The organism is Methyloligella halotolerans (genome assembly GCF_001708935.1).
GTDB classification, from domain to species: domain Bacteria; phylum Pseudomonadota; class Alphaproteobacteria; order Rhizobiales; family Methyloligellaceae; genus Methyloligella; species Methyloligella halotolerans.
Window position 1 is genome coordinate 373,655 of sequence record NZ_MASI01000001.1, and the last position, 22,420, is coordinate 396,074.

General features: G+C 63.4%; 20 protein-coding genes and 2 pseudogenes. 4 read left to right on the forward strand and 18 right to left on the reverse strand.

Translation table 11 applies throughout. The features are described 5' to 3' along the window. Positions 1-121: 121 nt before the first annotated feature. The 4 genes from A7A08_RS01890 to A7A08_RS01905 form a co-directional block, all read right to left on the reverse strand. Entirely contained in the window at positions 122-1,099 is a 978-nt protein-coding gene (locus tag A7A08_RS01890) for a beta-ketoacyl-ACP synthase III (RefSeq protein WP_069094269.1), read from the reverse strand. 20 nt (positions 1,100-1,119) lie between these two features. Next, positions 1,120-2,163 (reverse strand): phosphate acyltransferase PlsX, encoded by a 1,044-nt coding sequence (gene plsX / locus A7A08_RS01895; protein ID WP_069093837.1) that lies wholly within the window; start codon positions 2,161-2,163, stop codon positions 1,120-1,122. Between the two features lie 123 nt (positions 2,164-2,286). Beyond that, positions 2,287-2,928, reverse strand: a complete 642-nt coding sequence (locus A7A08_RS01900; protein WP_083226357.1) for a YceD family protein — start codon at positions 2,926-2,928, stop codon at positions 2,287-2,289. Beyond that, positions 2,928-3,464 carry a ubiquinol-cytochrome C chaperone family protein gene (locus tag A7A08_RS01905; RefSeq protein ID WP_069093838.1) on the reverse strand — a complete coding sequence of 179 codons (537 nt, stop codon included), beginning with the start codon at positions 3,462-3,464 and terminating at the stop codon, positions 2,928-2,930. Before A7A08_RS01905 ends, A7A08_RS01900 begins: the two co-directional genes overlap by 1 nt. 162 nt (positions 3,465-3,626) lie before the next feature. Here A7A08_RS01905 and A7A08_RS01910 point away from each other — a divergent pair, with 162 nt between their 5' ends. Then, positions 3,627-4,139 carry an outer membrane protein assembly factor BamE gene (locus A7A08_RS01910; RefSeq protein WP_169822894.1) on the forward strand — a complete coding sequence of 171 codons (513 nt, stop codon included), beginning with the start codon at positions 3,627-3,629 and terminating at the stop codon, positions 4,137-4,139. 100 nt (positions 4,140-4,239) lie between these two features. On the opposite strand, the gene A7A08_RS01915 is transcribed toward A7A08_RS01910, so the two are convergent. From A7A08_RS01915 to A7A08_RS01975, 13 genes and pseudogenes are all read right to left on the reverse strand, one after another. Further along, complete coding sequence (locus A7A08_RS01915) at positions 4,240-6,357, reverse strand: sodium-translocating pyrophosphatase (protein ID WP_069093839.1); 2,118 nt, start codon at positions 6,355-6,357, stop codon at positions 4,240-4,242. A 312-nt stretch (positions 6,358-6,669) separates the two neighbouring features. Beyond that, the gene (thiL, locus tag A7A08_RS01920) at positions 6,670-7,695 is read right to left on the reverse strand and encodes a thiamine-phosphate kinase (protein ID WP_069093840.1); all 1,026 of its coding nucleotides are present in this window, start codon (positions 7,693-7,695) and stop codon (positions 6,670-6,672) included. Further along, a pseudogene (nusB, locus tag A7A08_RS01925) lies at positions 7,695-8,224 on the reverse strand (transcription antitermination factor NusB). The gene thiL and the pseudogene nusB overlap by 1 nt, the downstream one beginning before the upstream one ends. After that, positions 8,221-8,634, reverse strand: coding sequence for a 6,7-dimethyl-8-ribityllumazine synthase (gene ribH / locus A7A08_RS01930; RefSeq protein WP_141693798.1), 414 nt, complete (start codon positions 8,632-8,634; stop codon positions 8,221-8,223). Before ribH ends, nusB begins: the two are co-directional and overlap by 4 nt. A 58-nt stretch (positions 8,635-8,692) precedes the next feature. Further along, positions 8,693-9,814, reverse strand: a complete 1,122-nt coding sequence (gene ribB / locus A7A08_RS01935; protein WP_069093841.1) for a 3,4-dihydroxy-2-butanone-4-phosphate synthase — start codon at positions 9,812-9,814, stop codon at positions 8,693-8,695. A gap of 9 nt (positions 9,815-9,823) precedes the next feature. After that, positions 9,824-10,462: a riboflavin synthase gene (locus tag A7A08_RS01940; RefSeq protein ID WP_069093842.1), complete on the reverse strand. Its 639-nt coding sequence runs from the start codon at positions 10,460-10,462 to the stop codon at positions 9,824-9,826. Continuing rightward, positions 10,447-11,556 (reverse strand): bifunctional diaminohydroxyphosphoribosylaminopyrimidine deaminase/5-amino-6-(5-phosphoribosylamino)uracil reductase RibD, encoded by a 1,110-nt coding sequence (ribD, locus tag A7A08_RS01945; protein WP_169822895.1) that lies wholly within the window; start codon positions 11,554-11,556, stop codon positions 10,447-10,449. The genes A7A08_RS01940 and ribD overlap by 16 nt, the downstream gene beginning before the upstream one ends. Positions 11,557-11,568: 12 nt before the next feature. Next, positions 11,569-12,159, reverse strand: coding sequence for a transcriptional regulator NrdR (gene nrdR, locus A7A08_RS01950; RefSeq protein WP_425348981.1), 591 nt, complete (start codon positions 12,157-12,159; stop codon positions 11,569-11,571). Then, positions 12,132-13,436 carry a serine hydroxymethyltransferase gene (glyA, locus tag A7A08_RS01955; protein WP_069093844.1) on the reverse strand — a complete coding sequence of 435 codons (1,305 nt, stop codon included), beginning with the start codon at positions 13,434-13,436 and terminating at the stop codon, positions 12,132-12,134. The genes nrdR and glyA overlap by 28 nt, the downstream gene beginning before the upstream one ends. A gap of 189 nt (positions 13,437-13,625) precedes the next feature. After that, positions 13,626-14,836 (reverse strand): annotated as a pseudogene (gene hemA, locus A7A08_RS01960) (5-aminolevulinate synthase). Between the two features lie 183 nt (positions 14,837-15,019). Beyond that, entirely contained in the window at positions 15,020-16,363 is a 1,344-nt protein-coding gene (locus A7A08_RS01965; RefSeq protein ID WP_069093845.1) for a L,D-transpeptidase family protein, read from the reverse strand. A gap of 308 nt (positions 16,364-16,671) precedes the next feature. After that, positions 16,672-17,181: a transcriptional regulator LdtR gene (gene ldtR / locus A7A08_RS01970; protein WP_069093846.1), complete on the reverse strand. Its 510-nt coding sequence runs from the start codon at positions 17,179-17,181 to the stop codon at positions 16,672-16,674. 144 nt (positions 17,182-17,325) lie between these two features. Beyond that, positions 17,326-18,396, reverse strand: a complete 1,071-nt coding sequence (locus A7A08_RS01975; protein WP_069093847.1) for an enoyl-CoA hydratase/isomerase family protein — start codon at positions 18,394-18,396, stop codon at positions 17,326-17,328. A 119-nt stretch (positions 18,397-18,515) separates the two neighbouring features. Here A7A08_RS01975 and A7A08_RS01980 point away from each other — a divergent pair, with 119 nt between their 5' ends. Both A7A08_RS01980 and hemB read left to right on the forward strand, forming a co-directional pair. Then, positions 18,516-19,628, forward strand: a complete 1,113-nt coding sequence (locus A7A08_RS01980; RefSeq protein WP_069093848.1) for an extensin-like domain-containing protein — start codon at positions 18,516-18,518, stop codon at positions 19,626-19,628. A gap of 244 nt (positions 19,629-19,872) precedes the next feature. After that, positions 19,873-20,871 (forward strand): porphobilinogen synthase, encoded by a 999-nt coding sequence (gene hemB / locus A7A08_RS01985; protein WP_069094272.1) that lies wholly within the window; start codon positions 19,873-19,875, stop codon positions 20,869-20,871. Here the strand turns inward: hemB and A7A08_RS01990 are convergent. Next, on the reverse strand, positions 20,868-21,509 hold the full coding sequence (locus A7A08_RS01990) for a hypothetical protein (protein ID WP_141693799.1): 642 nt from the start codon (positions 21,507-21,509) through the stop codon (positions 20,868-20,870). The two genes, hemB and A7A08_RS01990, sit on opposite strands and share 4 nt — an antisense overlap. 220 nt (positions 21,510-21,729) lie before the next feature. Here A7A08_RS01990 and A7A08_RS01995 point away from each other — a divergent pair, with 220 nt between their 5' ends. Next, positions 21,730-22,206, forward strand: coding sequence for an RDD family protein (locus A7A08_RS01995; protein ID WP_069093850.1), 477 nt, complete (start codon positions 21,730-21,732; stop codon positions 22,204-22,206). Positions 22,207-22,420: the final 214 nt, after the last annotated feature.

The window sequence follows — 22,420 nt, forward strand, 5'->3', positions numbered from 1 at the left end:
GTCGCGGGTAAGCCGAAATGCTAATCTCTCAACTCACGCAAGGTCAATGACCGTTCTCTCAAATTCCTGATTTAGCGTTCTTTTCGGGGCCAGGTGTGGCATTCGCAGCACGCAACTCCTGCTACCAGCGTACGAGAAGTGCACCCCAGGTGAAGCCGCCGCCCATGGCTTCCATCAGCACCAGATCGCCAGGCTGGATGCGGCCGTCCTGAACCGCAACATTTAGTGCCAGGGGGATAGACGCCGCCGAAGTGTTGGCGTGCTTGTCGATGGTGACGACAATTTTTTCGGGCGGAAGCTTCAGGCGCCGGGCGGCGCCGTCGAGAATACGCTTGTTGGCCTGGTGGGGCACGAACCAGTCGATATCCGACGGTTCCAGGCCTGCCATTTCCAGCGCCTCGTCAATCGCTTCGGCAATCTTTATCACCGCATGCCTGAACACTTCGGGACCATCCATCCGGAGATAACCGGTCGTCCCGGTGGTGGAGGGCCCGCCATCGACATAGAGCTTGTCGCGATAGCGGCCGTCGGCGCGAAGGCATGCAGCCAGGATACCGCGATCGGTGGAAGTGCCGGGCTGCAGCTCGGCCTCGACGACCACGGCGCCCGCTCCGTCGCCGAACAGGACGCAGGTGTTGCGGTCTTCCCAGTCCAGGATACGGGAGAAGGCCTCGGAGCCGATGACCAGCGCCCGCTTGTAGGGGCCGGCCCGCAGGAAGTTATCGGCGGTGGCGAGGGCGTAGACGAAACCGGAGCACACGGCCTGGATGTCGAAGGCCGCGCCTTTCGTGATGCCGAGCTCGGCCTGGATCGTGGTTGCGGTGGCGGGAAAGGTCTGGTCCGGGGTGGATGTCGCCAGCACGATCAGATCGATATCGCTCGCCTCCATGCCGGCATTGGCGAGTGCGGCCTTGGCTGCCTCCAGGCCCATGGTGGAGGTGTATTCCCCTTCGCCGGCGATGCGCCGCTCATGGATGCCGGTTCGGGAGGCGATCCATTCGTCGCTCGTCTCGACGAGCTCGGAGATCTCCGCATTGGTCATGATGCGCTCGGGCAGATACCCGCCACAGCCCCGCACGACCGTTCTCAACACACTCACCTTGGCCAAACTCCTCGAACTTACGCGGCGCCTTCGAGCTGGAGCTCGGTCTGGAAGCGGGCAACGTCGTCGGCGAGCCGTCTGACGACGTCGCTCGAGGCCATGTCGGAGGCAAGGTCGATCGCGCTCGCGAAACCGGTTGCGTCGGTGCCGCCGTGACTTTTCACGACAATGCCATTGAGGCCTAGAAAGATGCCGCCGTTCAGTTGCCGGGGATCCATTTTGTCACGGAGCGCGCTGAATGCGCCCTGCGCCAAAACGGCACCCATGCGGGCCAGGAAGGATCGGCCCATCGCCGCCCGCAGATAGGCGGAGATTTGCTTAGCCGTTCCCTCGGCGGTCTTCAAGGCGATGTTGCCGGTGAAACCGTCGGTAACCACCACGTCGACCGCACCGCGGCCGATATCGTCGCCTTCGACGAAACCGTGATAGCGGAAGGACAACGGCGTCGAGCGCAGCGCCTGGCCGGCCTCCTTGATGTGATCCAGCCCCTTGACCTCCTCGACGCCGATATTCAGGAGCCCGATCGACGGCTTCTCCAGATTGAACACGGCGCGGGCCATGGCCGCCCCCATAACGGAGAATTCGATGAGCTGGCGGGCATCGGCGCCGACGTTCGCCCCCACGTCCAGGACGATGCATTCGGAATCGATAGTGGGCCAGATAGCCGCGATCGCCGGGCGGTCCACCTGCTCCAAAGTCCGCAGGCAGAATTTCGCCATGGCCATAAGCGCGCCGGTGTTGCCGGCTGACACGGCGGCGTCGGCCCGGCCGTCCTTCACCATCTGAAGCGCGAGCCACATGCTGGAGTGCCAGCGGCCCTTGCGAAGCGCCACGGAGGGCTTTTGATCCATGGAGATGGCGACATCCGTATGGATGACCTCCGAGCGCTCCTTGAGCCGCTTGTACGGCTCCAGGAGCGGCCGGATGCGTTTTTCGTCGCCGATGAGCAGAAACCGCAGATCCGGATTGCGGATCAGAGCATCTGCGGCTCCGGGTACCACGACCTCGGGGCCTTGGTCGCCGCCCATGGCGTCGAGCGATATGGTGACTTCCGCACCCATAGTCTTCTTACCGATCAGGATGAATCATTTTCGGCCGGACGGCCTTAGCCCCCAAATTTGGCCCGAAGATACTCAAAAGCCCCTCCCTGACAACCCTCGTCGAACACGTCAGCCGATTGTGCATCAGTTGCGCTTCAACTGTTCGAGGGCCGCAAAGGGGTTTTCCCGGCCATCTTCGAGGCCGTCAGCGTCCGCTGTTTCGTCCTTCCAGTCAAAGGCCGCGCCTTCGCGCCGCGGATAGGGATCGAGCGCCAGGGCGAAGGTTTCATAGACCAGGCTGCCGAGGTCGATGGTGCCATCCATGATGGGCTCCGGCCACTCGGCGAGTGGGTCCCCGTCATCGCCATCCTCGCTTGCTTGACGCTCGATGGCCCGGATTCGGGTCTCGGGCCAGAACTCAGCTTCCACAGGCATGTCGATTGAGGCTTCGACCGGCTCCAGGGTCACGACACAGGTCTGCGTCGCTTGGGCCTGCAGGCGCCCCTTGAGGCGCACAGAGCCGCCGGACGCCCTCCGCAAGGTGTAGGCGAAGACGAAACTGTCGAGGCCCTTCAGATCCTGGAGGGAAGCCATGTCTTGGCGTTCCGCTGCCGTCGGCTCGAGGATTTCCTCCTGACCGTCGCGAATGGTGTCGATCTTCACGGTCCGCTTCAGGGGCGATTCGGCTTCGGGTCCGGGGTCGGTCGCGCCCCTTCCCGCCATTTTCCGTGTCCTTGCCGCGAAATGCTTGTCCGCGGGGCCTTTCGCCATGGGGTCCTTTGCCATCACGAAACCTCCGGAAATTGCACGTTTCCTTGACGCAGCGCGGATAAGGATTGTTCCGCGAGCGCCTCTGCCACCTTATGAAGATAAGCAGTCAATCGGCGGCTCGCAGCTTTCGCCTGCTCTGGCGGTAAAGGCAGGATTTCAACCAGCGCTGCGCCAAACGCTTCCTCTCCTTCCGGATACGCCGCTTCGAGCAGATTGATCACGCCATGGCTCTTGGCGCAAATATCGCGCACCCGCTTCGGCACTTTCATGTCGCTGACGCCCATTTCACGCAAGACCGTGTCCATATCGGCGCTGAACGCATCGACCAGCTCCTGGGCGAGCGGCAGACCCTCGGCCCCTTCCGCCTTGAGCCGCCGAAGGACGGCGAACATATGCACCGTCAGGACAGAGAGCCGGCCTTCCAACGTGTCGGGCATGTCGAAGTCTGCATAAAAGACCGGCAGCCGTGCCTGCGCCACAATCGCGCCATAGAGTTTTTCTGCATTCAGCCGATTGGGCGAACGCTGCCTTAGCCAATTGAACGGGTTCATGAATCCGGCTTCTTTAGAAGAGCTTCGGCAGACCAGTCTATAGAAATGATCAACCACTTTCGGCGATTCTTGCGCCGTGGCGCGATCTTAGACTGAAGGCCGCACTGCATGCTATGTGGCCCGTTGCAAGACGGACCGTTTCTTCGAGAGGGACAGCTTTTCGTGCAAGGCACTGGATCCAAACGGGCGCGCGCTTCCATTTCGGCCCTGGCCGGGCTGGCCATGGGTGGCTTGCTGCTGCCGCTTGCCGGCTGTGGCGGCGCTGCGACCATCGACCATCACGGCCATGTCTTCACCGACGTCGATACCTCGCTGGTGCGGCCCGGGATGACCAAGGAAGATGTGGAGCTGACGCTGGGCTCACCGGACACGACGGGGACGATCGACGGCGATAGCTATTACTATATTTCGAGCACCCAGAAGCAGGTGGCGTTCTTGAAACCCTGGGAGATCGACCGCCAGGTGATCGCCGTCTACTTCAACAGCAACGAGCGGGTTCGCGACGTCTCTCATTACGGCATGAAGGACGGCATCGTCGTCGACTTCGCCAAGGACGAGTCCCCTGCCCGCGGCAAGGACGCCTCGATGGTTCAGGAGCTGTTCGGCAACGTGGCCCAGCGCGGCATGTTCAAGAAGCAGCACGAGAACTCCGCGACGCCGGGTCCGGGGCTCTAAGCGAAGGCGCAACGGTTCGCCTAAGTCGCATCAGCCAATCAAAAACGGCCGAGCTCAAACCAGAGCCCGGCCGTTTCTTTGTCTAGGGGCGATGTGCTGCCTAGTGCGCCAAGACCGCGAGCAGCAGCAAGGCCACGATGTTGGTGATCTTGATCATCGGGTTCACGGCGGGGCCGGCAGTATCCTTGTAGGGATCGCCGACCGTGTCGCCGGTCACCGCGGCCTTGTGGGCCTCGGAGCCTTTGCCGCCGAACTGGCCGTCCTCGATGTACTTCTTCGCATTGTCCCATGCGCCGCCGCCGGCGGTCATGGAAAGCGCGACGAAGAGACCGGTGACGATCACGCCCAGGAGCATGGCACCCACGGCGGAGAAGGCCGCGCTCTTCCCGGCGATCAGGTAGATCACGAAGTAGAAGACGATGGGGCTCAGCACCGGCAGGAGCGAGGGGATGATCATCTCCTTGATCGCCGCCTTGGTGAGGAGATCGACCGCGCGCCCGTAGTCGGGACGCTCGGTGCCCTTCATGATGCCGGGCTTCTCCTTGAACTGGCGGCGCACCTCTTCGACGATCGCGGCGCCTGCCCGGCCCACGGCCGTCATGGCGATGCCGCCGAAGAGATAGGGCAGCAGGCCGCCCAGGAACAGACCTACCACCACATACGGGTTGGACAGGCTGAAGGTCGGGTCGACGCCCTCGAAATACGGGAACTCCGCCGGGTTTGCAGCGAAGTACTTCAGGTCCTCCGTATAGGCTGCGAACAGCACCAGCGCGCCGAGACCGGCGGAGCCGATGGCATAGCCCTTGGTGACGGCCTTGGTGGTGTTGCCGACGGCGTCCAGGGCATCGGTGGTATTGCGCACATCGGCCGGCATCTCGGACATCTCCGCGATACCGCCGGCGTTGTCGGTGACCGGGCCGAACGCATCCAGGGCGACGATCATTCCGGCGAGAGCCAGCATCGTGGTCACCGCGATGGCGACGCCGAACAGACCCGCAAGCCCGTAGGTGATGAGGATGCCCGCGATGATGACCAGAGCCGGCAGCGCGGTCGATTCCAGGGAGATGGCGAGGCCCTGAATGACGTTTGTGCCGTGGCCGGTGACGGAAGCCTGGGCGATGGATTGGACCGGGCGATAGTTGGTGCCCGTGTAATACTCGGTGATCACCACGATCAACCCCGTGATGATCAGGCCCACCATGCCGCAGAAGAACAGCGACCAGCCGGTGAAGCTGGTGCCGGCGACTTCGAGAGTGGTGTCCATCCCGATGAGATAGGCGGTCAGCGGCCAGAGGCCGATCAGGGAAAGAACCGCAGTGGCGACGACGCCCTTGTAGAGGGCACCCATGATGGACTGGCTGGCGCCGAGCCGGACGAAGAACGTGCCGGCGATCGAGGTCAGCACGCACATGCCGCCGATGGCCAGCGGATAGAGCATGATGGAGTAGAGGTTCGCGTTGCCGCTGAAATAGATCGAGGCGAGCACCATGGTCGCGACCACGGTCACGGCATAGGTCTCGAACAGATCTGCGGCCATGCCGGCGCAGTCGCCGACATTGTCACCGACATTGTCTGCGATGGTGGCGGGGTTGCGCGGATCGTCCTCCGGAATACCGGCTTCGACCTTACCCACCAGGTCGCCGCCCACGTCGGCGCCCTTGGTGAAGATGCCGCCGCCGAGACGGGCAAAGATGGAGATCAGGGAGGCGCCGAAGCCCAGGGCCACGAGAGCATCGATGACGACGCGTGAATTGGGCGCGTAGCCGAGGAATTGGGTCAGAACGAGGAAGTAGACCGAGACGCCGAGGAGCGCGAGACCGGCAACCAGGAGGCCGGTGATGGCGCCTGCGCGGAAGGCGATGCTGAGGCCTTCGGCCAGGCCGGTCTTAGAAGCTTGGGCGGTGCGGACATTGGCGCGCACCGATACGATCATGCCGATGAAGCCGGCTCCGCCCGACAGGATGGCGCCGATTGCGAAACCGATGGCCTGCGGCAGGCCGAGCAGGAAGAGACCGGCGATGAAGATGACCACGCCCACCCCGGCGATGGTCATATACTGCCGAGACAGATAGGCGCGTGCGCCTTCCTGAATGGCCTTCGCGATTTCCTGCATCTTCTCGGTGCCAGCGTCGGCGGCGAGAACCGCGCGCGTCGTGGCCAGTCCATAGACGATGGACAGTAGCCCGCAGGCGATGATTGCATAAAGAACCCAAGTCATAACCGGCTGCTCCCTTACTTATGAGCATTGCTTCAATTTTGGAGGGAGTGCGCACGCGGAACAGCGCGCCTGGAGAGAGCCGCCCATCCTCCCTTGAGGCAGATCTCTTCTGCGCCTTTTCGGCGCGGTCTTCTTGGCGCCATCAGGCGCGGTATCTCTGGGCGCAGGTCGCGGCCATGCCGTGACTCTTCGCCGCGCGGAAAATGCCAAAGATGGGGCGCGGAAGCAAACTAAACGGTGCGTGGTGGGGATTCCCCATGAGAGCCCGAGCGCCAAGCCAATCGGAGTCCGGCGACCGAAGGCGCCACGGCCTCAGAAATGGCTGAAACTCCGCCTTTCCAAGGAGATGGGTTCGCCGTCGAGCCCGATGAATTCGGCCTGGGTCGGCAGTCTCGCGTGCAGGGAGCCGATCGCAGTCACCGGCACCCCTGGCCGCTGTGAGTCGATTTCGAAGGCGCGGGCACGGTCTTCGGGGATCGCTGCGAGGATCTCGTAGTCGTCTCCACCGCCGAGAAGTGCGGGCAACAGCGATGGATCGCTTTTGCAGGCCTTTGCGGCGGCTTTCGATAGGGGAACCCGCCGGCCGTCGACACGTGCGCCCAACCCGCTCGCGATGCAGAGCTTGTCGGCATCTCCTGCTAGTCCGTCGGAGAGATCGATCGCGGCGTTTGCGTGGTGGCGAAGCACCCGGGCCAAGCCCGTCCGTGGTTGAGGACGCCGGTAGCGATCGATCAGAAAACGCGTCTCGTCATCGGTGAGATTCCAGTCTCCGGAGAGACTGGGATCCTTCAGGAGACGAAGCCCGAGCGCCGCATCGCCGATGGTGCCTGTGACATAGAGAAGATCGCCCTCCCGCGCCCGGGAGCGCAGCACCGCCTGGCCTTCCGGCACACGGCCCATGGCCGTGATGGTGATGGCCAAAGGACCTGGCGTGCCTGTGGTGTCGCCGCCGATCAGGGTGGCTCCTGAAGCTTCCTGGAGCTGCTGGAGACCCGCGGCGAAGCTTCCCAGCCAATCGGCGGATCGGAACGCAGGGTCATGTTCGGGAAGGCTCAAGGCTAGGAGGTAGGCCATGGGCTCCGCGCCCATGGACGCCAGGTCGGACAGGTTCACGGCGAGGACCTTGTGCCCGATGGTCTCGGCAGGATCGCTTGAGAGGAAGTGCACGCCCTCGATGAGGGTGTCGGTGGTAACGGCCAGATCCTTGCCGGCTTCGCCGTGAAGCAGTGCCGCGTCGTCGGTCAGGCCGAGACTGGCGGGGTCCGTGGCAAGGGGCGCAAAGAAGCGCGCGATGATGTCAAACTCGCCGAGTCGGTCTCGATCCGGCGGCGTGGCCATCAGCCTTGGCCCTGCTCTGCCGTGACGCCGGGCCCTCGGCCCGGGGGCGGCGCCAGCTCTTCGGGCCGGACCTCCTTGGCCACACGGTCCAAAAGGCCGTTGACGACCTTCGGCTCCTCGCCTTCGAAGAAGGCATGGGCGAGATCGACATATTCGTTGATTGAGACGCGGGGCGGGACGTCGGCACGGCGCAGGATCTCGAAGGTGCCGGCACGCAAGATGGCCCGCAGGATGCTATCGATCCGGGTGAGATGCCATCCTTCTGCCAGGCGCTCGTTGATCAGCGGGTCGATGCGGCGCTGCTCAGCGACCACGCCCTGGATAAGATCGGTGAAGAAGGCCGTCTCGGCCGCGTGAATCTCCTCGCCCTCGATGCTTCGCCGATGCGGTGCTCCTGGAACTCGGCGGCCACGTCCGTCAGGTCGATGCCCGTCATATCCATCTGATAGAGCGCCTGGACAGCGGCGAGCCGTGCGGCGCTGCGGGCAGCGGCACGTTTGTTCGTCTTCTCGGGCTTCGTCATCGTCAGCGGCGGCTTGCGGAGGAGAAGTGCTGCTCCAGCTCCATCAGGGAGATGCAGGCCGCGGCGGCGCTGCCGCCCTTGTTGCGGCGATCCACGGCGGCGCGTTCCCAGGCCTGGTCGCGATTCTCGCAGGTCATGATGCCGTTGCCAATGGGCACGGCGTGTTCGACGGCGATCTGGTGCAGGCCGGCGGAGGATTCCTTCGCGACGACGTCGTAATGGGAGGTCTCGCCGCGGATCACGCAGCCGAGTGCGATACAGGCGCGATGACGCCCTGCCCGGCCGACGAAGCCGTTTGCTAGCGCCAGGCTGAGGGCCAGCGGAATCTCGAGCGCGCCGGGGACGAAGATGCGCTCGTACTCGACGCCATAGGTCTCGAGCTCTTCGATGGCGCCCTTGGCGAGCTCCTCGGCGATGTCTTCGTAGAAGCGAGCTCGACGATAAGAACCGAGGGGGACGTATTACGGGCCATGTCTACTCCACAGGGCGATGCCCGGTCACGGTGAGGCCGTAGCCTTCCAGACCGACGATCTTGCGAGGCGTATTGGATAAGAGCGTCATCTGGCGGACGCCGAGATCCAGAAGAATCTGCGCACCAATACCATAATCGACAAGCCGCTGCTGCCCCGCGGTGCCCTGTCCGTTCTGAAGGTTTACGCGGGCGGAAACATCGCCGGCGTTGTTCTCCCGGATCAGGACGACGACACCCCGGCCCTCTTTGTCGATGGCCTCCATGGACTTGGCGATCAGGCTGTCCCGGTGACCGGTGGCGCCGAGGCTGTCGTTCAGGATGTTCATGGCGTGGACACGCACGAGCACCGGGCCGCCTTTCGAGACGTCGCCCTTCACCAGGGCGAGGTGCTCCGTCTTGTCGACGGTCGTTGCATAGACCTTCAGATCGAACTCGCCGCCATAGGCGCTGTTGATGGTGGACTGGCTGACCACGCGCACGAGCTGGTCGTAGCGCAGGCGATAGGCGATGAGGTCGGCGATGGTGCCGATCTTCACATCGTGACGTTCGGAGAACTCGATGAGATCGGGCAGCCGCGCCATGCTGCCGTCGTCCTTCATGATCTCGCAGATCACGCCTGCGGGGATCATGCCGGCGAGACGCGCGACGTCCACGGCTGCCTCAGTGTGGCCGGCCCGGACGAGAACGCCGCCTTCGCGGGCAACGAGCGGAAAGACATGGCCGGGCGAGACGATGTCCCGGTAATCGTTGTTGGCGTCGATCGCCACGGAGATGGTGTGGGCCCGGTCATGGGCGGAAATGCCGGTGGTGACCCCTTCCCTGGCTTCGATGGAGACGGTGAAGGCCGTCGAATGACGGGATTTGTTGGAGCGGGACATAAGCTCGAGACTGAGCTGATCGACCCTTTCCTCGGTCAGTGCGAGGCAGATCAGTCCCCGGCCGTGGGTCGCCATGAAGTTGATCACGTCCGGCGTGCACATCTGGGCCGGAATCACGAGATCGCCTTCGTTCTCGCGTTCCTCGGCGTCAACCAGGACGAACATCCGGCCGTTGCGGGCATCCTCGATCACCTCTTCGATGGGCGAAAGAGCGGCGTGCAGGTCGATCTGTTGGGCGGTGCTCACGGGTGTTGCCTATCCTGGGATGGGAGCCGCGGTGGACTGCGCGGAGGCGTTCCCTTGGGAAAGACGCTCCACGTAGCGGGCCATCATATCCACCTCGAGGTTCAGGGGCGCGTTGGGCTCCAGCGCCCCGAGGGTCGTGTGCTCCAGGGTAAAGGGAATGACATTGACGGAGAAGCGCTGCCCTTCGACATCGTTGACGGTCAGCGAAACGCCGTTCAGTGCCACGGAGCCCTTCTTGGCAATATAGCGCGCGAGCTCGGGTGGACTTTCGAAAACTAGACGCCGACTTTCGCCATCTGGCTGCATGGCGAGGAGGACCGCGCAGCCGTCCACATGGCCGCTGACAAGGTGTCCGCCCAGCTCGTCGCCCATCTTGAGGGCGCGTTCGAGGTTGATGCGGGTGCCGGCGGTCCAGTCCGCAAGGGTGGTGAGGGCGAGGGTCTCGTTAGAGGCATCGACGGAGAACCGGCTGCCGTCGGTGGTCTTCTCCACGGCGGTAACGGTCAGGCAGCACCCGTTGCAGGCGATCGATGCGCCGAGCTCGATGGTTGCCGGGTCGTAGCGGGATGCGATTTCGAAGCGGGCACCGTCTTCGCCGATCTCGGCCTTCGCGACCTCGCCGATATCGGAGACTATGCCTGTGAACATTTCGGTTTCCGATGCCATTCGGTCATGCGATCGCGGCCGAAGGAGCGTTCGCCCGTCATGACGTAATCGCCACTGCCGGTGAGCTTGTCGATACCGCCATCGACGAAGGGCAGCAGGCCCTGGGGACCGACTTCCTCGACCCCCTGATAGATCAGCGCCTCATCGACGAGTCCGGCATCGAGGAAGCTTTTTGCGACGGCCGGGCCGCCCTCCACGAGCACGCGGGTGATGCCGGCCATGGCGAGGCCTTCCAGAGCCTCGCGAACGCAGGGAAAGCCTTCCTCGTCGCAGTTTACCCGGAGAATTTCGGCCCCGCGCTCCTGAAGAGACGCTTCATTGGTCTGGGGCTCATCCGAACAGACGAACCAGACCGGCACCATCTCGTCGTCGAAGAGCTGGGCCTGTTTGGGCGTGCGCAGACGGCGATCGAGGACGACGCGGACGGGCGACCGGCACTCCATGCCGGGAAGCCGGCAGGTCAGGCTCGGATCGTCGGTGGTGACCGTGCCCCGGCCGACAAGGATAGCGTCGCAGCGGGCACGCTGGAGATGCGCGTGGGCCCGGGCCGCTTCGCCGGTGACCCAGACGGGGCTGCCGTTGCCCTCGGGGATACGGCCGTCTGAGCCGACGGCGAGCTTGAGGATGACTTCCGGGCGATGCTCGGCGACGCGAAGGATATGGCCGCGGATCATATCGGCGGCCGCATCGGCGAGGACACCCTCGGTGACCTCGATGCCGGCGTCCTTCATCTTCTCGATGCCCTTGCCGGACGTGCGCGGGTCCGGATCCCGCATGGCGGCGACCACACGCTTCGGCTCGACGGCGAGAAGCGCCTCGGTGCAAGCCTCGCCCCGGCCCTCATGGGCGCAAGGCTCCAGGGTCACATAGACGGTGGCGCCCTTCGCGCGCTCTCCAGCCTGGGCGAGCGCGACGGCCTCGGCATGGGGGCGTCCGCCCGGCGCGGTCACGCCCCGGCCGACAATCTCTCCGTCGTCGCCGACGATGACGCAGCCCACGGAGGGGTTGGGCCAGGTGGTCCCAAGGCCCCTACGCGCCATTACGAGCGCCTGGGCCATGTAATCTTCATCACGCATGGTCATGAGTTTCTAGTGCGCCGGGCCGCGGCGGCTCCGGTCGCTAATCGTCATCCGGTGATAACTGATCTTCTTCATCGGGCGTCGGGCCGGCGAGTTCGCCCAGCACAGCTCGAAGTCCTTGGCCTCGCGGAAATTCTTGTACACCGAGGCGAACCGTACATATGCGACGTCATCCAGCGTCTTCAAGGCCTCCATCACGAGGGTGCCGATCGTCTCGGACGGCACGTCGTTCTCGCCCATGTTCTCCAGGCGGCGCACAAGTCCGCTCACCAGGCGCTCAAGGCGCTCCGGATCGACGTCTCGCTTGCGGGTGGCCATCTGAATGGAGCGCATTAGCTTGTCCCGGTCGAAGGGGACCCGGCGACCGTTGCGCTTGACGACGGTCAATTCCCGGAGCTGAACGCGCTCGAAAGTGGTAAAGCGGCCGCCGCAATCCGAACAGATGCGGCGGCGCCTTATGGTGGTGTGATCCTCACTGGGCCGCGAGTCTTTGACCTGCGTGGCCGTGCTGCCGCAATACGGGCATCGCATGGTGGCCAGCTCCCCCTCTCGTTGCCCTGCCTCGGATCGGGCTAGCGATAGATCGGAAAGCTCTCGCAAAGCGCGATGGCGCGCTCCTTGACCGACTCCTCGACCTTCTGGTTGCCCTCTTCGCCGTTCTCGGCCAGGCCGTCCAGCACCTCGAGGATGAGGTTGCCGATGGTCTGGAACTCCGAGACGCCGAAGCCGCGGGTCGTGCCGGCGGGCGTGCCGAGACGAATGCCCGAGGTGATCGCCGGCTTCTCCGGATCGAAGGGAACGCCGTTCTTGTTGCAGGTGATATGGGCCCGGCCAAGCGCCAGCTCGGCTGCCTTGCCGGTGAGCTTCTTGGGCCGCAGATCGACCAGCATGACATGAGTGTCCGTGCCGCCGGAGACGAGATCGGCGCCGCCGCCGACCAGCACCTCGCCCAGGGCCTTCGCGTTCTCGACGACCTGCTTGGCGTAGATCTTGAAGTCGGGCGACAGGGCCTCCTGGAAGGCTGCGGCCTTGCCGGCGATGACGTGCATCAGGGGACCGCCCTGAAGACCCGGGAAGACGGCGGAATTGATCTTCTTGCCGATCTCCTCGTTGTTGGACAGGACCATGCCGGAGCGCGGACCGCGCAGGGTCTTGTGGGTCGTGGTGGTGACGACATCGGCGTAGGGCAGCGGGCTGGGATGAACGCCGCCGGCAACGAGGCCTGCGAAATGCGCCATGTCGACCAGCAGGTAAGCGCCAACCTCATCGGCGATCTTGCGGAAGCGCGCGAAGTCGATGATGCGCGGATAGGCCGAACCGCCGGCGATGATTAGGGCCGGCTTGTGCTCCTTGGCGAGCTTCTCGACCTGCTCGTAATCGATCTCGTGGGTGTCCTCACGGACGCCGTACTGAACCGCGTTGAACCACTTGCCGGACAGGTTCGGCGGTGCGCCGTGGGTCAGGTGACCACCGGCCGCAAGCGACATGCCGAGGATGGTGTCGCCGGGCTTCAGCAGCGCCAGGAAGACGGACTGGTTCGCCTGGGAGCCCGAATGGGGCTGCACGTTGACGAAGCTGCAGTCGAACAGCCGCTTGGCGCGCTCGATGGCGAGGTTCTCGACGACGTCGACATACTGGCAGCCGCCATAGTAGCGGCGCCCCGGATAGCCTTCGGCGTATTTGTTGGTGAGCAGCGTGCCGACGGCATCGAGCACCGCGCGGGAAACGATGTTCTCCGACGCGATCAGTTCGATCTCGGTCTGCTGGCGCTCCGCCTCGTCCTCGATCGCATTCCAAAGCTCGGAATCGGTGTCCTCCAAATGCTTGGAGAAGAATCCCGCGCCACGAATGTCTGTGTTGCTCTCGCTTGCCGTCATCTCTTGCGCTCCTCGAAACGTTGCTGCCCCGTAGCGGGCTTCTGGACGGTGCGGGTTCGGCTCATCGAATAGAGAGCGATCCCGCCAATTGGGCTGGCCTTACCATATGTCGTGCAGCCGCGCCAGCGACAGCCATAAGCGCGGCCCGCGACCAAGAGTTTCATTTCTCTCGGAAAGCGGGCGTTTGCGTCACGCGGCGCGGGCCAGATCCATCTCTTGCCATAGGGTGTTCAGGGCATCCATCAGATAATCCATATCCGCATCGGTGTGATAAGGCGCCGGGGTCAGACGGATGCGCTCCGTGCCGCGGCGGACCGTGGGATAGTTGATGGGCTGAACGTAGACGCCGAAACGCTCCAGGAGCGCATCGGTGAGTTTCTTGCAGCGAACCGGATCGCCGACCATGACGGGCACGATGTGGCTGGGGTTCTCCAGCACCGGCAGATTGGCCGCCGCCATGCGGTCCTTCAGTTCCCGCGACCGCTCCTGAAGCTGCTCGCGCTCCACCTGGCTCTCTTTCAGGTGGCGAATGGAGGCCACGGCGCCGGCCACGATGGCGGGCGCTAGCGATGTGGTGAAGATGAAGCCCGGCGCGTAAGAGCGAATGGAATCGATCATGTTCGTGGAGGCGGCGATATAGCCGCCCATGAGGCCGAAGCCCTTGGCCAGCGTGCCCTCGATGATATCCACCTCGCCCATGAGCCCTTCCCGGTCGGCGATGCCGCCGCCCCGAGGCCCGTAGATGCCGACGGCATGGACCTCGTCGAGATAGGTCAGCGCGTTGTGCTTCTTGGCGACGGCGCAAATCTCGGCGATGGGCGCGATATCGCCGTCCATGGAGTAGACGGACTCAAAGGCGACGACCTTGGGCGTGTCCTTGGAATATTCGGAGAGCTGACGATCGAGATCCTCGACGTCGTTATGGGCCCAGATGCGCTTCGGTCCGCCGCCGTGGCGGATGCCCTCGATCATCGAGGCGTGATTCTGCTCGTCGGAGAAGATCACGCAGCCCGGCAGGATGCGGGCGAGCGTGGAGAGCGCCGCTTCGTTGGCCACATAGCCGGAGGTGAAGAGAAGCGCGGCCGCCTTGCCGTGGAGGTCGGCGAGCTCGTGCTCAAGCTCGACGTGGTAGTGAGTCGTGCCGGAGATGTTGCGGGTGCCGCCTGCCCCTGCTCCCGCCGTTTCAATGGCTCGTGCATGGCTTCAAGCACCTTGGGGTGCTGGCCCATGCCGATATAATCGTTGCTGCACCAGACCTTGATGGAGCGCTGGCCGTCTGCGCTGAAATAGCTGGCATGAGGGAAGTTGCCGCGCTTGCGCCGGATATCGGCGAATTCGCGGTAGCGGCCTTCCTGGCGGAGGGCGCGGAGGGCGCCGGCGAGCTCTTCTTCGTAATCCATTCGCTTGATTCTAGCTTGGCCCAAGGTCGGAAGCGACCCCAAGGCCTTTACCACATCATAGGCCGAAGGCGTACGAGAATGGCCGCACCTATAGTCGCAGGAGCGACCTTTCTTACATAGCAAGCCTCAGAAGGGAATGCGTTTTCCCCTTCTGAGATAGGTGCTCTGTGCGGAAGGTAAAGCCTAGTAGGCCGAAGCCGTCGTGGCGCCGCTGTTCTTGTTGTAGATGTCCGGGCGGAAATGGATCACGCCGTCCGGCGTCGCCCACCCATCGATATACACGAACATGACCTGCACCTTGGAGCGCAGCGAAACCACCTCTTGCTCGCCGGTGTGCTTCAGCTCCTGGATACGAGGCAGGTCCCAGCCCGGCACGTCACGCAGCAGCCATGCGGCGAGCTGATCGACGTTGTGGATACGCACGCAGCCATGGCTCTCGTAGCGCAGCTCCTGGCCGAACAAAGCCTTCTCAGGCGTGTCGTGCATGTACACGGCATATTTGTTCGGGAAGTCGAGCTTGATGTAGCCGAGTGCGTTCTCTTCCCAAGGCAGCTGCCGGAAGCGGTAGCCGTAGACGGCGTCCCCATACCAATCGATCTGGTCCGACCTCAAGATGCGGCCGGAGCCATCGATCGCCTGCATCCGATAGGTGTCGAAGAAATCGATGCCGCTGGCGGTCAGCTCGCGTGCCTTCGGAACGAGATCGTTGCGCACGATGCTCTTGGGCACGTTCCAATAGGGATTGAAGCTCACCCGCTGGATGGTGCTCTCGAGGGTCGGCGTGGCGAGATCCGCCTTGCCGACGACGGCGGTATAGCGTCCGACGACCTGGCCGTTCTCAACCGCCTCAGACTGGGCGGCGGGAATGTTCACGATGACGTAGCGATTCTTGGTCTGCGGAACCGCCTTCTTGAGGGCGGCGAGGCTCGCCTTGAGCTGCTGCAGCCGGACCTCGGCCGGAACGTTGAGCGCGTCCACCGTCGGACGATCGATCACGCCGGTCGGCGGCAGGCCGTGGCTCTCCTGGAAGCGGCGGACCGCCTGCACGAGGGTCTCGTCGTATTCGTTGGGAACGCTTTGGCCGTAAAGGTCGCCGCTGATCTCCAGACGCTGATGCAGGGTGACGATCTCGTCGCCGCGCGAGCCCGGACGAAGCGCAAGCTCCGGCACACGGGGCCAGCCGCCCCGCGCGACGATCTGCTCGTAGATCTGGATCGCGCGTTCGGTTTGAGCAATGTTCTCACGTGCGAGGGTCGGGAAGCCGAGCTGCGGGTTGCGGACCCACTGCTCCTTGAAGGGGTCGGGCCCCTGAGGCTCCACCTGCTCCTGCCGGCGTCCGAACCAGATGCCGCGCCGCCCCTCGGAAGAGGCTTGCGTGCCGGCCTGGGCGGGTTCGTTGCCCAGCCAATTCTGGAGGCCGCTCATGAAGTCGGCCCGGGCGGGCGTGATGCCTGCCGCGATCGTGATGACGGCGCCGACGCCAGTGGCGATCAGCGCGCCGCGAAGATTAAGCTGCCAAGTGGTCATTTATGCCGCTCCCCGTCCTTGCGGCTCGGCTCCTGCGAAGACATTAACCCCTTCGGACCATCGAAACTAGCCGCACAGGGTTAATAAAGATCAAGCTGAGCTTTTGCCCCTCGATGACCCGGACTAGCTTGAGCGATCCCCCGCCGGTGCCGTGTCGTTACGGGTCAGATGCTCGTGGCCCATACGAATTTCAATGGTTACCGGGCGATTGCGGCTATTTTGCGTGGGAAGCGCGTCAAAATAACACAAACCGCCCGGGCGGTTCCCCACCCGGGCGGCCGTATTGGATCTGATTGTCGCTTCCGCTTTTACAGCTGGTAGCGGATCTGATCGGTCCAGAAGCGCTCGAGGCGGATCAGGGACTTGTTCAGGCTCTCGAGCTCGTCGCCGCCGATGCCGCCGACCTTCTGCAGAGATTTCAGCTGGCGGTCGTAGAGCTGGTTGACGATCTCGGAAACCGCCTGGCCCTTGTCGGTGAGGCTGACCCGCACAGAGCGGCGATCGGTGGTCGAACGCTCATGGTGGATGTAGCCGGCCTCGACGAGCTTCTTCAGATTGTAGGAGACATTGGAGCCGAGATAGTAGCCGCGGCTCTTCAGCTCTCCCGCAGTCACTTCCGAATCTCCGATGTTGTAGAGCAGCAGAGCCTGGACCCCATTGACGTCCGACCGTCCCATCCGGTCGAATTCGTCCTTGATGACGTCCAGAAGCAACCGATGAAGACGCTCAATAAGCTTCAAGGAGATCAGATAGCGACCTTTGAGATCTTCTCCCTCGCTTGAGCTCTCATGTGCGCCGATTTCTAGCGCTACATTCATGACACCTACCCTCGTTGTTGTTTTTTCCCCAACTTCAAAGGACTATAGGCGCACTCAAGCTAAAATGACCTTAAGCGGAACGCTTAAGATTGCATGAAATTCTATCCTTAAGTTTCAGTTGTTTCGACCGGGAATCGCTTGGAATCAAAGGCCCGGCGTCAGATCCTCGAGGTAGAGCTCGTGGTCGGCAGGCTCGTCGAAGAGTCGATTTATCGCTTCGTCGTCAACTTTTGACAGGGCGTCGGGCTGCCACGCTGCCTCCCTGCCCTTGCCCACGATCCGGGCGTCGACGCCTTCGCGATAATCGTCGGTCGCGATGATCTTCTGGGTCAGGCGATATTCCAGCCGGAGCGCGTCGGCGAGGTCGAGTTCCCTGCCGCGGCGCATCTGCTGGAAAGCGATCTTGAGAGAGGTCGGCGATTTCTTGCGCATCTCCGCCGCGGTGGCATGGGCGAATTCCGCCTGAGGTCCGTCCTCCGCGTCCAAAAGACCGAAGATCTCCTCCACGGAGTCGGCCCCGAAGATCCGGTTGATGATCGGCGTGAGCCGGGCAAGCTCGCCTTCGCCCGGGTCGCGATGCAGCCCATCGAGCAGTTTGTCGATGGGATGGTTGTCCCGCGCGGCATCCACGATGACGTGGAAATGGGCCGCCGGGATGCAATGGGTCACGAGCCTCAGCCGATATGCGTCGGCGCGACCGATGATCTTGCCGGTCAGAGCCAGATAGAGGCCCATGTGATGGGGCAGCCGCGACAGGAAGAAGGTGCCGCCGGCGTCGGGCAGGAAACCGATGCCGACTTGGGGCATGGCAAAGCCGTAGTTCTCGCCGGCGATGCAATGGGTGCCGAAGAGGCTGATGCCCACGCCGCCGCCGAGGCAGAGCCCGTCGATCAACGGCAGGTTCGGACGAAAGAACTTTTCGAGGCGCCAGACATGCTGATAAGCCGCGCGATAGAAATCGCGGATTTCGTCCAAGGCCCCCTGCTCGCCCCATTGTTGGAGCACCTTCAGGTCGCCGCCGCTGCAAAATACCTTGGGATGGGTCGATTGCATAACGACGCCGTAGATATGCGCCGCCGGAGACCAGGCGGAATATTGGGCGCTCAGCGCCTCGAACATCTCCTTGGTCAGGGCATTGAGGCGATCGGGCCGGTCGAGAGTGATGATCCCGGCGCGGTCGTTCTCCTCGAAGGTGATGCCGAGCGCTTCGCTCAAGGGGCGTCGTCCTTATTCTTCGATGCGGCTGAAGCCAGTCGGGAAGGTCCGCGGCAGCTAGCACTTCGCGCCAAAAACCACAAGGGCCGCCCCCGTGTCAGCGCGGTCGATCGTCCCGCATGAGGACGCCCCGACTGTTCACAGCCCGGCTGCTGTTCGCCGCCATCCTCACGGCCGCCGCGTCGAGTCTGGCCTCGGCCGCGGAGCCGCCGCTGCCGGACCGGAAGCCGAGCGTCCCCGCAAAGGACGAAGCTGCGAAGTCGGATTCCGAAAAACCCGACAAGGCCAAGACGGAAGCGGAGAATACCGGGCCGACCCTTCCCGACGAGCGCCCGTCTCTCGCCTGGACCAAGCCGGAGATCGATGCGGCGAAGAAGGAATGCGCTGCGCTGCTCGAGAAGTTGGCGATCGATTACGAACCCCTCGATCCGATCCGGGAAGGCGATTGTGGCGCGCCGGCCCCGATCCGGGTGAAGTCCATCGGTTCGGATCCGGCTGTGGAAATCACGCCGCCGGCGACATTGCGTTGCCCGGTTGCCGTCGCCCTCGACGACTGGCTGACGAAGGTGGTTCAGCCCGAAGCGCGTTCGCTGTTTCATTCGCCGGTCGTGAAGGTTCAGAACGCCGCCGACTACGATTGCCGGAACCGGTATGGAAAGGCGGGCGGCAAGTTGAGCGAGCATGCGCTCGCCAACGCTCTCGACATCTCCATCTTCACGCTTGAGTCGAAGATGTCAGTGGCGCTCGGTCCTTCCTGGCCGAAATCCGGGACGCTGGTGGCGAGGGCGCCGAAAACCGTGCCACCCCTGCCGGAGCGCAATCCCGCACTTCTCGCCGCGGCCGAAGCGGCGGAGCGGAAGATGGATGCCGCCATGGGGCTGAAAGGTCCCAAATTCGAGACCGTCGCCATGCGTGCGGTTCCGAAAGGGGAAGGCAACGCGACGGTTTCCCAAGCGCGGGTCACGGGCCAGCAGATCCTCGAAGTGATGAAAGCCAGGATCGAGCCGAAGGCGATGGCGGCCACGCGGCCCGACGAAGATGTCGACAAGCCCCTCGAGCCGCCCTTGAAGGTCGAGAAGATCGAGCCCGATGCCGCGGCCCGGTTCATGGTCGAGGTGCATGCGGGGGCTTGCGACTTTTTCGGAACCGTCCTGGGACCGAATGCCAATGCGGCCCACAAATCCCATTTCCATCTCGATATGATCGAGCGGCGCACGGCCTATTGCCAGTAGGGCTCGGCCTGCGCTTCCGCTGGCCGGGTTCTCCCGACTGGTTTCGAAACCCTGTTCCCAACCGCTTGTGGTGTGGCATAGGTCGCGGTGCTAGCTTTAGTTGGGAGTCTGGATTTACAGCGCCGCCACCCCCAACTCACTCTCAACGCCGAGCTTTTCGAGACACGCCATGCCGCATACGGAAGACAAACCGCTTTCGCTTCGCACCGAACGAATCAAGCGGACCGAGGAGAAGCAGCGACTCATGTCGCAGCCGGGATTCCCCGCCACGCGGCTTCGGCGCACGCGGATGCAGGACTGGAGCCGGCGGCTGGTCCGGGAGACCCATCTCGGGGTCGACAATCTGGTCTGGCCGTTCTTCGTGATCGAGGGCGAAGGCGCCCGCAAAGCCGTGGACTCGATGCCTGGCGTGGAGCGGCTCTCCGTCGATCTCGCCATTCAGGCGGCGAAGGAAGCGGCCGAGCTCGGTTTGCCGGCGATCGCGCTGTTTCCCTATACCGAAATGGGGCTGCGCGACGAGGTTGCGAGCGAGGCGTGCAATCCGGCCAATCTGATCTGCCGCGCCGTGCGGGCGATCAAGGCGGAGGTGCCGGATATCGGCATCATCTGCGACGTGGCTCTGGATCCCTACACCAGCCACGGACATGACGGGATCATCGTGGACGGTGAGATCGACAACGACCGCAGCCTGGAGGTGCTGGTGCGCCAGGCCCTGGTCCAGGCCGAGGCCGGCTGCGATATCCTCGCGCCATCGGACATGATGGACGGACGGATCGGCGCCATGCGCGCGGCTCTCGAAGAGGCCGGCTATATCAACACCAAGCTTCTCTCCTACGCGGTGAAATACGCTTCGGGCTTCTATGGCCCGTTCCGCGACGCCGTCGGCTCGGGTTCGATGCTGAAGGGCGACAAGCAGAGCTATCAGATGGATCCGGCCAATACGGAAGAGGCCATGCGCGAGGTTGCCCTCGATATCGCCGAGGGCGCCGACATGGTGATGGTCAAGCCGGGCCTGCCTTATCTCGATGTGCTCTCGCGGGTGAAGCGGACCTTCGGCATCCCCACCTTCGCCTATCAGACCTCCGGCGAGTACGCGATGCTCAGCGCCGGGGTGGAAAAGGGATGCATCGACCGGAACACGGCCGTGATGGAGACACTGATGTGCTACCGGCGGGCCGGCGCGGATGCGATCTTCACCTATTTTGCGCGCGAGGTCGCCGAGCGCCTGAAGGCGTCGGCCTAGTTGGTCACCGTCACGGACGAAAACGTAATAGCCTCGGCGGATTGGCGGTCGAAATTGTCGCCGCTCAGGCCGAATCGCCAGCCACCCTTAGGCTGTTGTCCGCGGAGCTCGCGCAACTTCTCGCCATTGACGTAGAACCCGACCTGATCGCCGTTTGCCTCGATCCGCAGGGTGTTGGTCTCGCCCTTGCCGGTCTTGATGGCGTCGGAGGTGACGTTCTGGACGATCACCTGCCAGCGGTCGTTTTCCTTCCGGGCAATCCAGTACTTGCCGGTGTTCAGAACGCCGAACTGGAAATAGTTCTTCGCATCCTCACCCCAGAACAGGATTCCAGCGCCAAGGATGCCGGGCTCTTCCTCCGGCCAGACTGCGTCCGCGCAGATCTTCACGTCCTGGTCGATGGTGTGGCTGACGTTGAGATTGGCCTGCATCTCATCGGGCTGAAGATCGAAGGTGAAGGTGCCGTCGGCGATCTTCACCGCCCGGTTGAGGGCCCAGCCGCCGGCATCGTCCTGGAAGTCGTCGGAAAAGACCTCGTTGGAGCCGTCGCAGGCGGCGTTTGCGGCCGCGGGGCCGAAGAGCAATGCTCCGAGCAGGCAGGCGGCAAGAATTGAAGCGTGGCGGCGAGAATTTTTCACGCGGCGCGGCATGTCGATCCCCTTCCCGAATCCGTGTGAGGCAAATGTCTACCGCCTCGCCAGAGAGTCGGCAACCGGGCACGGCCGCGGGACTGGCGTCAGGATCGAGGGGCGGTTGATAACGTCCGCGAGCCGGCCGAAACGCTTGTTTCCTGCGACGTGTTACCCATGTTTCGGTATGATGGCAGTTGCAAATCCAATCGGAGATTCGGAACACTTCATGAGCGACGCACAGACGACGGCCCGCGAGCAGGGCACGCCCTTCAATCCGGCCTTCGACGTGGTCTCCCATCCAAATCTCTTCGAAGGGATTTTGCGGCGGCGGAGCGTCGCGTTCATCATTGACGCAATCATCATCGCGGTTCTGTGGACCGTCCTATTCGTCGTGAGCACGATTCTGACATTGGGAATCGCGCTCTTCTTCGTTGGGGTCCTCTTTCCAATCGTCGGGCTCGGCTACAATGCCCTCACCGTGGGCGGCCCGAACCAGTCGACGATCGGCATGCGCATGATGGGCGTGAAGATAAAGATGTGGCATGGCGGGAGCGTCTCGCCGCTGATCGGCGCGTTCCATGCCCTGCTCTTCTGGCTGTCGCTGACGATCTTCTTCCCGATCCTGCTGTGGCCGTTGATCGACCGGCAGAAGCGCTGCCTGCACGACATTTTCGCGGGCGTCGTGGCGGTCCGGAACACCTAGGTCCATGTCTTGAGTTCACGAGCTTGAGTGGATTGGGCTTGAGTGGATTGGGCTTGAGTGGATTGGGCTTGAGTGGAATGGGCTTGAGTGGAATGGGCTTGAGTTCATGGCGCTTGGCGCCGGAGGGACAGAGATCGATAGCGGTTCTCTCCGAGCCTCGCCGTTCGGCCCTATTCCTCTCCTGTTGCTCTGGGCGCCGCTCATCCCCTACACT

What these genes read in the sequence shown, in the direction of transcription:
- plsX (WP_069093837.1), bottom strand. Translation starts at nt 2,163, where the DNA reads ATGGGTGCGGAAGTCACCATATCGCTCGACGCCATGGGCGGCGACCAA.
- A7A08_RS01900 (WP_083226357.1), bottom strand. Translation starts at nt 2,928, where the DNA reads ATGGCAAAGGACCCCATGGCGAAAGGCCCCGCGGACAAGCATTTCGCG.
- A7A08_RS01905 (WP_069093838.1), bottom strand. Translation starts at nt 3,464, where the DNA reads ATGAACCCGTTCAATTGGCTAAGGCAGCGTTCGCCCAATCGGCTGAAT.
- A7A08_RS01915 (WP_069093839.1), bottom strand. Translation starts at nt 6,357, where the DNA reads ATGACTTGGGTTCTTTATGCAATCATCGCCTGCGGGCTACTGTCCATC.
- thiL (WP_069093840.1), bottom strand. Translation starts at nt 7,695, where the DNA reads ATGGCCACGCCGCCGGATCGAGACCGACTCGGCGAGTTTGACATCATC.
- A7A08_RS01940 (WP_069093842.1), bottom strand. Translation starts at nt 10,462, where the DNA reads ATGTTCACAGGCATAGTCTCCGATATCGGCGAGGTCGCGAAGGCCGAG.
- ribD (WP_169822895.1), bottom strand. Translation starts at nt 11,556, where the DNA reads ATGCGTGATGAAGATTACATGGCCCAGGCGCTCGTAATGGCGCGTAGG.
- glyA (WP_069093844.1), bottom strand. Translation starts at nt 13,436, where the DNA reads ATGACGGCAAGCGAGAGCAACACAGACATTCGTGGCGCGGGATTCTTC.
- A7A08_RS01965 (WP_069093845.1), bottom strand. Translation starts at nt 16,363, where the DNA reads ATGACCACTTGGCAGCTTAATCTTCGCGGCGCGCTGATCGCCACTGGC.
- ldtR (WP_069093846.1), bottom strand. Translation starts at nt 17,181, where the DNA reads ATGAATGTAGCGCTAGAAATCGGCGCACATGAGAGCTCAAGCGAGGGA.
- A7A08_RS01980 (WP_069093848.1), top strand. Translation starts at nt 18,516, where the DNA reads ATGAGGACGCCCCGACTGTTCACAGCCCGGCTGCTGTTCGCCGCCATC.
- hemB (WP_069094272.1), top strand. Translation starts at nt 19,873, where the DNA reads ATGTCGCAGCCGGGATTCCCCGCCACGCGGCTTCGGCGCACGCGGATG.
- A7A08_RS01995 (WP_069093850.1), top strand. Translation starts at nt 21,730, where the DNA reads ATGAGCGACGCACAGACGACGGCCCGCGAGCAGGGCACGCCCTTCAAT.